Raw genomic sequence first — 12,934 nt, 5'->3', positions numbered from 1 at the left:
TAATGATTCGATTCGTTAAATATACTATACCTACTGCTCTTGCTCTTACGCTTTGCATACTGCAAGGGTTATCTGTGTCGGCACAAAATCCAACATACGCGTTCAAGTCATCGGTAAGTGCCGATAGCATTCTAATTGGCGATCAGGTGGAATTGACTATTGAAGCCTCTGTTCCGCAAAACTATAAGGTGCAATTCCCCATTTTTGCCGATACGCTGGTAGCTGGAATTGAGGTGTTGGGGCAACCAAGGCTTGATACCATTACCAAAAAAACGGGCGATAAAGATTTTGTGTATCGAATGAGGATAACATCTTTTGATGAGGGCTACTACCGCATTCCACCATTTCGCTTGCCATTTACCGATGGCGTAAAGCAAGATACAGCCCAAACCTCGCCCATTTGGTTTTTGGTAAACACCCTACCACCCGATAGCACTCTGGCAACTATATACGACATAAAGCATCCTTTGGCTGAACCCTATACATTTGCTGAGGTTGCTCCTTGGGTTGGTGGTGGGCTTTTACTTGCTGCGCTAATTGCACTGCTGATTTACATTGTAGTAAAACGTAGGAAGGGTGAACCCGTATTCTTTAACCTTAAGCCGGCTGAACCACCACACATTGTTGCCTTGCGCGAGTTGGAGCAGATTAAGTCGCAAAAGCTTTGGAGCACCCAAGACCCTAAGCAATTCCAATCGCATTTAACTGATATTGTACGAACATACATTGAGGGTCGATTTGCTGTGCCAGCAATGGAGCAAACCACATTCGAGACTATTCAAAACTTGCAAAAGGCTAAGCTACTTGAGGGGCGTTTGCTCGAAAAGCTGCAGGATATACTTGCGCTGGCCGATTTAACTAAGTTTGCCAAGTTTACCCCCGACGCGTCGGAGAATCTGGCAAGTTTGGAGTTCGGCTTTGCCTTTGTGAATGAAACCAAAATTGTTGAAGAGGAAACCGCCGTGAGAAACGATTTGCCCATAGATGCTATAGCAAACGAAGATACTTTACCCGTTGAATCTGCAAAAACCAACGACAAATGAGTGGAATAACCTTTGTGCATCCCAAAATGTTTTTTCTGCTTTTGCTTGTTCCAGCATTTGTTGCTTGGTACATTTGGAAGCAAAAGGATACCAGGGCAAGCCTTCAAATGTCATCGCTGATGCCCTTTGGGGGAGTTCCCGCATCGCTTAGGGTGTATTTACGCCACCTGCCATTTGTATTGCGTATGGTAGCTTTAGTAATGGTGGTGCTGGTGCTTGCCCGCCCCCAATCGTTTAATGTTACCCAAAATATTGAAACTGAAGGTATCGATATAATGATTTCGCTCGATATATCGAGCAGTATGCTAGCCCAGGATTTTAAGCCCGACAGGCTTGAGGCAGCAAAGGATATTGCTATTCAGTTTGTGTCGGGAAGGCAAAACGATAGGATAGGAGTGGTGATATTTGCCGGCGAGAGCTTTACCCTTTGTCCCTTAACCTCCGATTTGCGAACCGTTGCCAATCAAATCAACAGTATTGAGCTAGGTCTTATTGAAGATGGAACAGCAATTGGTGTTGGGCTGGCCAATGCCGTGGCTAGGCTCAAAGAAAGCGATGCTATGAGTAAGGTGGTTATTCTGCTCACCGATGGAGTAAACAATATGGGCGAAATAGCACCATTAACAGCCGCCGATATTGCCAGCACCTTTGGTGTGAGAGTGTACACCGTTGGCGTAGGAACTCACGGAACAGCTCCCTATCCAGTTCAAACTCCATTTGGCACACGTATGCAGGATATGAAGGTTGAAATTGACGAGGATGTACTCAAGCAGATTGCCGACATTACAGGCGGACAGTACTTTAGAGCAACCGATGGGAAAGGGCTGGCACGTGTGTACGAGCAGATAGATGAGCTGGAGAAGACAAAGATTGAAGTGATTGAAACCACAAGGAAAAGTGAGGAGTTTCTGCGTTTCGCTTTATTGGCACTGCTTATGCTTACCCTCGATATAGTATTGCGTACCACAGTGCTAAGGAGTGTGCCATAATTGAACGTAAACTTTTGTTTGATAATACACTATAATACTCGATTATAAGATGTTTAGATTTGCTAACCCCGAATATCTCTACCTTCTACTGGTAATACCAGCGCTGTTTGGGCTATACCTGTTTTCGTCGTTTATTAGGAGGCAGAAACTATCGGAGTTTGGAAATATGGAGCTAATCCGGCAGCTAATGCCTGGCGTTTCACCCCGAAGGGGATGGATAAAATTCATTATCTATATGCTAGCCTACACGGCCATAGTATTTGGCATTGCTCGCCCACAGTTTGGTTCTAAGCTAACCGAAGCCAAGCGCAAGGGTATTGAGCTCATGATAGCGCTCGATGTATCCAACAGTATGATGGCGCAGGATATTCAGCCCAATAGGCTAGAGAGGGCAAAGCAGGCCATTTCAAGGTTAGTCGATCAGCTTACCAACGATAGGATTGGCCTTATCGTTTTTGCAGGCGATGCCTATGTGCAGCTTCCTGTTACCAACGACTATACCTCGGCCAAGATGTTCCTCTCATCCATATCGCCTGGGATAGTTCCTAAGCAGGGTACCGCAATTGGTGCAGCCATCGATTTGGCAGCAAGTTCTTTTAGCCCAAGTGACAATACGAGCAAGGTGATTATTGTTATCTCTGATGGTGAGAACCATGAAGACGACCCTCTTCAGTCGGCTCAACGTGCAGCCGACCGTGGTATTGTTGTTCATACCATAGGCATAGGCTCTCCACAGGGTGCACCCATTCCTGCTAGCCCAAATAGTAGAGACTTTCTTCGCGATAAGGATGGAAATGTGGTGGTAACCCGCCTCGACGAGGAAACCCTGTCGAAAATTGCGCTGTCAGCTGGCGGAAAATATATTCGGGCATCGAACTCCCAAATTGGTCTGTTGCCCCTTTTCGATGAGATTAACCGAATGGAGCGAACTGAGCTCAAGGAGAAAGTTTTTTCTGAGTACGACGATCAGTTCCAGTACCTGTTTGGTCTGGCGTTAATCTTGCTAGCTATCGACTTCTTTATACTGGAACGAAGAAACAGGGTTATCCAAAGGCTTAATCTTTTTGGCGATAGAGACGATTTGAATTAGAATCAGAATAAATTGACTAGGTTTTAATTGTAAGCGATTTAAAATATATTAAGATGATACGCACCATAGTTGTACTTTCTCTCATACTTATGCTTTTTGTCACCGTTGGTTATGCCCAGTCGGAGCGTAAGGCTGTGCGTAAGGGGAATAAGGAGTTCAAGAAGGGTGAATACCTCGATTCCGAAATATCCTATCGGTCGGCGTTGGAGCTAAATCCAGCTTCTTTCAAAGGTAATTTCAACCTAGGTGCCGCTTTGTACAAGCAGGATAAGTTCGAGGAGTCGGCTAACCTGTATGCCGATATGGCTAAGGCTAACACTTCTGCCAATGCCAATGAGTTAGCAAATGTATACCATAATCTGGGGAACAGCTACTTTAGCCAGGAGATGTACGAAGAGAGCGTGGAGGCCTTCAAGAATTCTTTGAGGCAAAACCCCAACGATATGGAGACCAAGTATAACCTTGCCCAAGCACAGCGTATGCTGCAACAGCAGCAGCAAGAGCAAGATCAGCAACAGGATCAAAATCAGGACGATAACTCTGACGACGATCAGCAACAGGATCAGAATCAGGACGACCAGCAGCAAGATCAAAATCAGGATCAACAGGATCAGAACCAGCAGGAGCGAGAGCAACAGATATCACCCGAGGACGCTCGCCGAATGCTTGAAGCAATTCAAAACAATGAGCAGCAGGTGCAAGAGCGTGTTCAGGAGGAGAAGGCTAAAAGAGCTAGAGTTCAGGTTGAAAAGAATTGGTAATACCATATCGATATGTATTTAAAGCGATTAACCCTTGTTTTACTATTTCTGTCATCATGTGTAAATATTTTTGCGCAGGATGTAGAATTTAGTGTGTCGGCTCCTAACGTGGTGGCCGTAGGCGAACAGTTTAGGGTAGTTTACAAACTCAATGCCCGTCCTCAGGAGCTGAACCCACCTGCTTTCGATAATTTTTATATTTTGGCAGGGCCTAGTACATCAACCAGCAGTAGCATTCAAATTATAAATGGGCAGATGACCCAAACCTACGAGTTTACCTATACATACATACTTGAGGCAACCGAGGCTGGAAAATTTACCATTAGCCCTGCTACAGCAACCGTATCGAAAAGAGATTACAAAACCGAAGCCATAGAGATTGAGGTAGTACAGGGTAGCAAACCATCGCAGCCCTCGAGAACTCAACCCGGAACTTCAAGTCAACCCCAGACAGAGCAACCTGCTGATAACATTTTTGTGGATATTGAATTCGATAGGCAAACAGCCTATCGTGGACAGCCCATTCTTGCCACGCTAAAGATTTATACAAGATCGAATATTGCAGGTTTTGAGGATATTAAGTTCCCCTCGTTCAACGGTTTTTGGAGTCAGGATGTGGAGACTCCAAACAATATTCGTTTCGAGAGGGTAAACGTGGATGGCCGTATTTACAATATGGGCGTTCTTAAAAAGTATCTGCTATTTCCACAGCGTACCGGCGATATTAAGATCGAACCGTTTGAAATAGTAGTTGTGGCTCAGCAGCAGGGTGGTCGTCCACAGTCCATTTTCGATGAGTTTTTCGGGTCGCATCAAAACGTGAGGGTTCGCTTGGCCAGCAAGGAGAAAACGCTTAAAATTCGCGATTTACCACCCAATGCACCCGCCTCATTTACCGGAGCAGTTGGGAGTTTTAACCTAGAGGCTGGTTTCGATAAAACCGAACTTAAGACCAATGAGGCGGTAAACCTAAAGGTAAGGGTAGCCGGTAGTGGAAACTTAAGGCTTATTGAAACCCCAAGGTTCGAGTTTCCTAGTAGCTTCGAGGTTTTCGACCCAAAAACCAGCGATAGGATAAACACTACCTCCCAGGGTGCCACAGGCTCAAAAAACTTTGAGTATGTTGCCATACCCCGCGGCCCAGGAAATTTCGATTTAGGAGCTATGGAGTTTTCTTACTTCGATCCAATTAAGGAGAAATACATCACGCTAAAATCGAAACCACTTGCTTTAACTGTCGAAGCCGATGGAAGTGAGCATAAGGGTACGCAAATTGTGGGCTTTGCGCGCGAAGACATTCGGTTTATTGGCCAGGACATTCGGTTTATTAAAACCGACGGATTTAAGCTTAGCCGTGGATTTCCAATTCTAATTGGAAGCAGCAAGTATTATCTTCTTATCATTATAATACTTGTGATTTTTGCAGCTACGTTCTGGTATATCCACCAACGCCGAATGTTGCTAAACAATATAATGTTGGTAAAAACTAAGAGGGCTAAGAAAGTTGCAAGGAAACGATTGCAGGAGGCTCAAAAACATCTGTTGCAATCGAATTCTGAGCTATTCCATGAGGAGCTGCTTAAGGCGTTGTGGGGATACATTGCCGATAAGCTAAGCATTCCTGTTGCTAGCTTATCGAGCGATAGCGCAAGGGAAACGCTACTGAAAAATAGCGTTGATAATGCTGATGCCGAAGAGTTTCTGAGAATTATTTCAGTTTGCGAATACGCTCGGTATGCCCCAAGGGGTGAGCATTCGCAAATGAAGGAGCTTTACGATAGTGCCATCGCCCTAATATCAAAGCTCGAAGAGATAATTGGAAAGTAAAGCTTGTTACGAAACCATATTGATACCTGAATGAATATGCGATACCTTATTATTTCAATAATCATACTTTTAGGTAGCACTGGCCTAAGCGCCAGAATTGTTCCCGATTCACTTCTCAATGTTGCCAACAACCACTACATCGAGGGTAAGTTCGACGAGGCTGCAGAGCTATACCAAACCCTTGTCGATAGTGGCTATTACAATGCGGAGTTGTACTACAATTTAGGTAATTCCTATTTTAAGCTGGGCAAGAATGCCTACGCCATACTTAACTTCGAGAGAGCGCACCGACTTAAACCCAACAACGAGGATATTGAGTTCAATTTAGAGTATGCCCGCTCATTCACCGTTGATAGGATTGAACCTTTGCCAGTGTTTTTTCTTGTAAAATGGTATCGTTCGGTAAGAGGCATATTATCTTCCAATGGCTGGGCTTGGATTAGCCTTTTCTGGCTTACAGTAACACTTACACTTGGTCTGGTGTTTTGGTTTTCCTTTAGGCCCTGGGTCAAACGGTTGTCCTTTACATTTGGCATTATGTCAATCTTATTTGTCGTATCATCGATTGTTTTTAGCATTCAGGAAAAGGAGAGGGTGATGCTCAGGGACGAGGCCATAATTTTTCAACCGGTGGTAACCGTTAAGAGTTCACCTGGTGATGCTGGTAAGGAGATATTCATTCTTCATTCGGGAACCAAGGTGCAAATTACCAAAGCCATTGGTCAATGGGTAGAGATTCGTATTGCCGATGGGAATAAGGGGTGGATTCCAAGCGAAACGCTTGAATTAATTTAGTGCTAGGGGCAGTGCTTGTAAACCAGTTCCTGCGATTGGAAGCTACCCCGCTTTACGGCCTGCTTCCAATCGGCGCATGCCCCCGAACGATTCCCTAGGTTGAAACGGCAATTCCCTCTCCAAAGGAATGCCTCCTTACTATCTGCCCCCAGCTCAATGGCACGATTTAAATCTATTTCTGCCACCTCCCAGTTTTTCGATTTAATGTAGATGCTTCCCCTTGTAAGGTAGTGTTGCCATTTATCGGGTTGCAATTTTAAAAGCCTATTCACTGTGAGCAACGCATCGATATTGCGATTTGCCTTAAGCGATATATCAAGATTAATAGCTAGGGCTTCCGTATCGGTGGGGTAAAATGTGAGGTATTCCTTTATATCTGCAAAGGCTTTGTCGTATTCCTGGCTACTGGCGAATGCCATAGCACGTGCTTTAATGTACTCGGGTTCGCCACCCGATAGCTCTATGGCCTGATTTAGCAACCTTATGGCTTTTCGGTGCTTGTTTAACTGTGCAAGCGACTTGCCACGCCACGCCATGTAGCTATGATTTCTCCTACTACGCTTGAGTGCCTGGGCAAAATCGGCTTCGGCAGCCTTGTAACTACCTATTCGGAAATATGCCTCGCCACGCAGGGCGAAGAAGGAGTGGCGAACATTGCGCCCATGCATTCTCTCGTTAAGCAAATCTAAAGCATAGTCCCATTCGCCACGCGAAAAGTGGTATGCCACATCGGCGGCAAGTAGCTCGTTGTTGTTGTACCAATGATTTAGCCAAAGGTCTTGCCACTGCCTTGTGCCTTTAATTGGGGTAAATGCAGTGTCGAGCAGTATTGTCGCCTCAAACTCCTTTGGGGTGGAGGAGAGGTGTCTTTCCAGCTCAGCAAGGGCACTGGTTGTGTCGCCAAGTAGGCTGTGGCATCGTGCCATCCAGTAGGCGGCTACCCCATTTCTAATGGTTTCGGCTTTGGTAAAGTATGCAAGCGCACTGTCGGGCATACTTTTTAGGTAGAATATCTCGCCCTTTTTAATCCATATGTTGGGCAACCTAGGCGAGGCGATGGTTGCGGAGTCAATCCACTGCAGAGCAAGGTCGAGATGGTTGGCTTGCACTGCAGCTTGGGCACGGTAGTAATGCTCGGGGAACTTTTGCGAAAATGCCGATATGGCTATTGAAATAAGTACTACGATAAAGGATAAACGACGCATCCAGAGGATAGATTGATTTAGCTGGTTATTGTTGATAACGTGGTACTCCCCCTTTTAGTGCTTTAGTAATGTTTTACCATCAAATTTTTCACCTCGCTAATCTCCATGAATGATGCTCCATTACCAGGGCCAAAGCTGCCGCCAACCACTAGCACCATATCATCCTCTTTCACCTTGTTATTATCAATAAGTGTTGATATGGCATCGCTTAGGAAGCTGTCGCGACTTTCAATAAGCTCCATGTAGTTGGCCATGATGCCAAACGAAAGGGCAAGCTGCCGCATTACGGTGGGGTTGTAGCACATGGCGTAAACGGGCACTTTGCCTCTAAAGGCCGAAAGGTAACGACCAGTGCGCCCCGACATGGTGTCCACCACAATGGCCTTAATGGGTAACGATCCGCAAGCCCTAACGGCATTACGTGCTAGTGTTGCCGTCACCTCATTATGAATTCGTGTTAGGGGGATATCGGGATCGGCATCGAGCATGCACTCCACCTCCTGAGCAACCCGAGTCATGGTTTTAACCGCATCAACAGGGTATTGCCCATAAGCTGTTTCGCCGCTAAGCATCACGGCATCGGCACGATTGTATATGGCGCTGGCCACATCGTTAATCTCGGCACGGGTGGGCCTTGGGTGTTCAATCATGGTGTGGAGCATCTGCGTGGCAATGATCACGGGCTTTTTGCTCTCAACACATTTGTTTATAAGATATCGCTGGATGGTAGGAATCTTTTCGGCAGGGATCTCAATGCCCAAATCGCCACGAGCCACCATGATACCATAGGTGTGATCGAGTATCTCGTCGATATTATCAACCCCTTGCTGGTTCTCAATCTTTGCAATTATTTTTATGGGGCTATTGTGCTTTTTTATGATATTTTTAATATCAATAACATCCTGCTTGGTGCGTACAAAGGAGTGGGCTATAAAATCGAGATTATTCTCAATGGCAAACTCAATAAACTGCCTATCCTTTTCGGTGAGCGAGGGTAGGTTAATTGATACGTTGGGAATGTTTACGCTTTTCTTGAATTTAATTACTCCAGCATTTGTGGCCTGACATTCGAGGTACTCGCCCTCGTTTGCTACTACTCGTAGCTCAATTTCCCCATCGTCAATAAGCAGGTACGTACCCTTGGGTACCTCCTTGGTGATGTTAGGGTATGAAACGTATAGCTCTCCACTGTTTGAATGACCATTAGGATTACCATAAACCCTAACGATATCGCCAGTATTTACCTCTATCTCCTGACCATAAGCCGATGTGCGAATCTCGGGGCCTTTTGTATCCACCAGAATAGCTATCCTATCGGAAACGGCACGAACTGTGTCGACAACCAGCTTGGCCTGTTCGAAATTTTGGTGAGCAGTATTTAGGCGCACCACATTCATTCCTGCATCAAAGAGCTCGCGGATAAAGTCCACATCGCATTTCTTATCCGATATGGTGGCTACTATTTTGGTTTTCTTAAGCATATGGTTTTTAATTTAGGTGAAGAGCAGTGCAAAGATAGTTGATTTGCCATTAGCTTCAAACACAAATTCTAGTGGTTAGTGTGAACGGCTAATTTCTTAACATTACATTTTCTAATGAACAAATGGTTAAATTTGCCATCCAATTTTACGTATATGAGCTGGGAACTTGCCATTGATGATTACGTCCGGTTTTTGCGCCTCGAGAAATCGTTGGCCGAGAACTCGGTTAATGCATATATTCGTGATGTAAAGGTGCTGCGCACATTTGCCGAGGATCATTTGGGGAAAGAGCCCGAAACCCTTAGCGCCGATGATATGAGCCAATTCCTTGAGTTTATTCATACCAATGGGTACAACCATCGCTCTCAGGCCAGGATACTATCGGGGGTTAAAGGATTTTATCGTTACCTTATGGTGGAGGAGGTGATAGATATTGACCCCACCGAGCAGATTGTAGGCCCCAAAATGACTCGCAAGCTACCCGATGTGCTTTCTGTTGATGATATTGACAAGATGCTTTCAACATTCGATTTGAGCAAACCCGAAGGCCAACGAAATAAGGCCATACTCGAAACCCTATACAGCTGTGGTTTACGCGTATCGGAATTGGTAGGCTTGCGCCTTACCGATTTGCATTTCGACGAGGGTTTTGTTAAGGTGTTGGGTAAGGGCGATAAGGAGCGGTTGGTGCCCATTGGGCAAAAGGCTATTAAGGAGATAAAGCTGTATATGCCCGACAGGCATAGCTTGCCAAAGATCGATAAATCATCGGAAAATATTGTTTTTTTAAATAGACGAGGGAAAAAATTGACCCGTGAAATGATTTTCACCATAGTAAAGAATGCAGCGCGCGATGCTGAAATACAAAAAAATATCAGCCCGCATACGCTTAGGCACTCATTTGCAACGCACCTTGTTGAGGGCGGCGCCGATATTCGGGTTGTGCAAGAGATGCTAGGGCATGAATCGATACTTACCACCGAGATTTATACCCACCTCGATAGGGAATACCTAAAGGATACCATTATTAGGTTTCACCCACGCAAAGGAAGGTAATCTTAAGTGATTTCAAAAAAAAAGCCCTCGACTACTAGTAACCGAAGGCTTTTCTTTGAGCTTATTGATACTTAATCTGCTTTGTATTCCTTTTTATCCTCAGCTTGTATAAGTTTAAACTGCTGGTTTCTACTGTCTTTATTGTAGTGCCACTGCAGCACATTGGTGCCATTTGCATCAAGTTTGCCACCCTGAACATCCATAGCTTTGCCGCTATGCCTGTTTATGAAAGCAAAACCGTTATTACCAAGGGGTATTATTCTCCAGACTTGGTTGTTCCTGTTATTGTTTTCCCAAACGTGAATATTTGCTCCCTCATCAACCTTTCTAAGCCTGTCGGGGCGGCCTCCCTTGCGGCCACTTTTATCCCACGCCTGCCATTTTGCCTGGTCGGCAACGTTCATGTCCTTTACGCTCCATGCTCCACCAACATCAAGGAAACGTCCTCCGTTTTGGAACTGAATTTTGTAGAACTGTGGATGGTCGGTGGGGATAAACTTAACAATTCTATCCTTTCCTCCGTCCATATCCCAAATTTGTACATTGGCACCATTCTTATTGCTTACCTGATCGTTTCCTGACAGGTCAATATACTTATTGGAGTGCGTAACCTTAATATTGTAAGTTCCTTCATGGAGTGGGCGTTTTCGCTCTTGCTGACGAAGTTCCCAGCGCTGGCTCTCGCCACCATTCAACTCATAGAGCTTAACCTGGCAACCATCGGCCCGAAGCCTGTTGGGCTCGGCACCAATTACCTGACCTGTTTCCTTATGAACGATATGGTATGCCATTGGTTGGCCACCGTATATAAAGGTAAACAGCTGATCGTCCTCCCTTTTTTGTGCAGCAGTAGTGAGCTGCGCATTCTTTTTACCAGTAAGCAAAAAGGTGTTGTGATGATCGGGACGAATTACAAAGAAGTCCTTGTCTTTTGCTATTCGGTAAAGCCTATCTCCAATCTGGTCGCCTTTAGCATTCCAAAGCTGCAGCTTGTTTTCCCTCACATCGGGGTAGGCTCCAGGGAAATCCCATGCTTTATTGGTTCCAGCAAGGTATATTGCGTAGTAGTCTTGGCTTGGTTGAGCAATATTGGCTGGATCAAATTCCTCAAAAAACCACTTCTGATTATCAGCTCCAGTAAATTTATTCTGAACAATCACAGTCCCCTGTTCATTTTTTGGAGCTTCAAGATACAATTCGCTATTCTTTGCCTTTAGGAAAAACGTGTTAGGCTCTCGGTCAACAGGCTCCATTCTAAATAGTTGTCCTGCATTGGCTTTACCTAAGTCCCAAAGTTGAATTTCGGCATTTGGGGTTTTCACACCACCAGATACATCAAGCACATGGTACGTATGCTGTGGCTGAATGTAAACCCAACCCGCCTCCATCTCATGAGGGATAATCCTAAAAACCCTATCAAATCCTTGGTTTTTATTTGAGCCTTTATCCTTTGCCCAAAGCCTTAGTTTGCCTCCTTTCTTCTCTGCTTTATCGCTATTGCCAGCGAAATCCCAGTACAAACCAGCGGCCTTGTTCTTTACCATAAACGCTTCATTTTTAATCGATACCAAGTCGGCAATAGCTTCGGGTATAGGGTACATCTGTATTAGTTCGTTAAATGCGGCCTCAAGCTGAGCTTTACGAGTAGGGTTTCCTGCTAAATCCCAAATTGGACGAAGGCTTCCCTTTTCAAAGTCGCAAAGAACGGGTAGTGTCCTTATTCCATCGGCCCAAAGTCGGTACATCTCAAAATTATGGATATTACCAGCATACTCAGAGTTTCCACCGGTAACGGTAAGGTCGGTTCGGGTGTTCGACTCAATCTCCTTCTCCTTCTGGGAGAAGTTTGTTTCCACGTTGGCGCTCACCACCTTGTACTTTGCCGAAACAGCCACCTTAATTTCTTCTTCGGTAAATTTTTCGGTTACTCGGGTAACTGTTGTGTAGTCGGATCGCCCTCCCAGGAATGCGCTAGCAACAAAGTGCGTTCCGTATAGATCGAATAGCTCCGATGGGTCCATGTTGTCAATATCCTTCTTGGCCATTGGGTCTAAGATATCCCTAAGGTTAGCCCTTCTGTCGATGCTTATCCTCCATGTGCGGTTGGCATCGCGGATGGTATGGAAAAAATTACGTTCGGCACCACCCCAGGTTCGCTCGAAGGCAGTATTAACAGACGATCCAAATACGGCAGCATCAATTTCGAGCCCAATCGATGCTCCAAAATTCTTAGTAAACTCTCGCTCATTCGAGCCAGATACCTCTGTAACTTCTTTTTTCCCAATGTTCTCCAGCATTACATATTCAGGAACATCATAGCGGCGGGCGCCAACAGGGACAACTCTATCATCACCAAAATTGAAAAGAGGGTAGGGTTTAAGGCTCTCGTTATCGGCAAATTTGCCAAAAATATTGTAGCCATAGCCTACGATATCGAGGCCAGGAGCCAGCTCATTCTGAGCTTTGGCAAGATGGAGCTGCAATACCATTGCTGCTACCAAAACAAGAAAAGATCTAATTCTCATAAATTGCTACGTTAGGGTTGATTTTCTCTGGATTATTTTTGGTTCTAACTGTTTGTCTGCTAATAATATAATGCTGTTGAAGTTTTATTCAACTACATTGTTACATATAGTTGTAATTATAGTGAAATTCTGAATAATTCCTTTTTGGATTTACACGAAATT

At 45.0% G+C, this 12,934-nt stretch carries 10 protein-coding genes; 7 read left to right on the top strand and 3 right to left on the bottom strand.

The annotated features are described in order from the left end of the window. Window positions 1–2 precede the first annotated feature (2 nt). The 6 genes from G8O23_RS07470 to G8O23_RS07445 are packed head-to-tail and all read left to right on the top strand — an operon-like array spanning window position 3 to window position 6,505. Window positions 3–1,043: a hypothetical protein gene (locus G8O23_RS07470; RefSeq protein ID WP_166363346.1), complete on the top strand. Its 1,041-nt coding sequence runs from the start codon at window positions 3–5 to the stop codon at window positions 1,041–1,043. A 5-nt stretch (window positions 1,044–1,048) separates the two neighbouring features. Beyond that, entirely contained in the window at window positions 1,049–2,032 is a 984-nt protein-coding gene (locus tag G8O23_RS07465) for a vWA domain-containing protein (protein WP_394351919.1), read from the top strand. Between the two features lie 49 nt (window positions 2,033–2,081). Next, window positions 2,082–3,122 carry a vWA domain-containing protein gene (locus tag G8O23_RS07460; protein ID WP_166363342.1) on the top strand — a complete coding sequence of 347 codons (1,041 nt, stop codon included), beginning with the start codon at window positions 2,082–2,084 and terminating at the stop codon, window positions 3,120–3,122. Window positions 3,123–3,175: 53 nt separating this feature from the next. Continuing rightward, window positions 3,176–3,883, top strand: coding sequence for a tetratricopeptide repeat protein (locus G8O23_RS07455; protein ID WP_166363340.1), 708 nt, complete (start codon window positions 3,176–3,178; stop codon window positions 3,881–3,883). A 12-nt stretch (window positions 3,884–3,895) separates the two neighbouring features. Next, window positions 3,896–5,710: a BatD family protein gene (locus G8O23_RS07450; RefSeq protein WP_166363338.1), complete on the top strand. Its 1,815-nt coding sequence runs from the start codon at window positions 3,896–3,898 to the stop codon at window positions 5,708–5,710. Window positions 5,711–5,746: 36 nt separating this feature from the next. Next, window positions 5,747–6,505: a tetratricopeptide repeat protein gene (locus tag G8O23_RS07445; RefSeq protein ID WP_166363336.1), complete on the top strand. Its 759-nt coding sequence runs from the start codon at window positions 5,747–5,749 to the stop codon at window positions 6,503–6,505. A gap of 2 nt (window positions 6,506–6,507) precedes the next feature. Here G8O23_RS07445 and G8O23_RS07440 read toward each other — a convergent pair whose 3' ends face one another. After that, a complete protein-coding gene (locus G8O23_RS07440; RefSeq protein WP_166363334.1) occupies window positions 6,508–7,710 on the bottom strand; it encodes a tetratricopeptide repeat protein in 1,203 nt (400 codons plus the stop codon). Between the two features lie 62 nt (window positions 7,711–7,772). Next, the gene (gene pyk / locus G8O23_RS07435; protein WP_166363332.1) at window positions 7,773–9,191 is read right to left on the bottom strand and encodes a pyruvate kinase; all 1,419 of its coding nucleotides are present in this window, start codon (window positions 9,189–9,191) and stop codon (window positions 7,773–7,775) included. 153 nt (window positions 9,192–9,344) lie between these two features. Between pyk and xerD the strand changes: the two genes are divergently transcribed. Beyond that, window positions 9,345–10,247 (top strand): site-specific tyrosine recombinase XerD, encoded by a 903-nt coding sequence (xerD, locus tag G8O23_RS07430; protein WP_166363330.1) that lies wholly within the window; start codon window positions 9,345–9,347, stop codon window positions 10,245–10,247. Window positions 10,248–10,318: 71 nt separating this feature from the next. Here xerD and G8O23_RS07425 read toward each other — a convergent pair whose 3' ends face one another. After that, the gene (locus G8O23_RS07425) at window positions 10,319–12,772 is read right to left on the bottom strand and encodes an RICIN domain-containing protein (RefSeq protein WP_166363328.1); all 2,454 of its coding nucleotides are present in this window, start codon (window positions 12,770–12,772) and stop codon (window positions 10,319–10,321) included. Between the last annotated feature and the right edge of the window lie 162 nt (window positions 12,773–12,934).

Origin of the sequence: Perlabentimonas gracilis (assembly GCF_011174675.1) — a bacterium.
Classification (GTDB): domain Bacteria; phylum Bacteroidota; class Bacteroidia; order Bacteroidales; family Tenuifilaceae; genus Perlabentimonas; species Perlabentimonas gracilis.
Note: the sequence above shows the minus strand (reverse complement) of the source record. Positions and strands in the feature narration are given on the sequence as shown.

Coding starts and splice junctions, on each gene's coding strand:
- G8O23_RS07470 (WP_166363346.1), top strand. CDS start 3: ATGATTCGATTCGTTAAATATACTATACCTACTGCTCTTGCTCTTACG.
- G8O23_RS07460 (WP_166363342.1), top strand. CDS start 2,082: ATGTTTAGATTTGCTAACCCCGAATATCTCTACCTTCTACTGGTAATA.
- G8O23_RS07455 (WP_166363340.1), top strand. CDS start 3,176: ATGATACGCACCATAGTTGTACTTTCTCTCATACTTATGCTTTTTGTC.
- G8O23_RS07450 (WP_166363338.1), top strand. CDS start 3,896: ATGTATTTAAAGCGATTAACCCTTGTTTTACTATTTCTGTCATCATGT.
- G8O23_RS07445 (WP_166363336.1), top strand. CDS start 5,747: ATGCGATACCTTATTATTTCAATAATCATACTTTTAGGTAGCACTGGC.
- G8O23_RS07440 (WP_166363334.1), bottom strand. CDS start 7,710: ATGCGTCGTTTATCCTTTATCGTAGTACTTATTTCAATAGCCATATCG.
- pyk (WP_166363332.1), bottom strand. CDS start 9,191: ATGCTTAAGAAAACCAAAATAGTAGCCACCATATCGGATAAGAAATGC.
- xerD (WP_166363330.1), top strand. CDS start 9,345: ATGAGCTGGGAACTTGCCATTGATGATTACGTCCGGTTTTTGCGCCTC.
- G8O23_RS07425 (WP_166363328.1), bottom strand. CDS start 12,772: ATGAGAATTAGATCTTTTCTTGTTTTGGTAGCAGCAATGGTATTGCAG.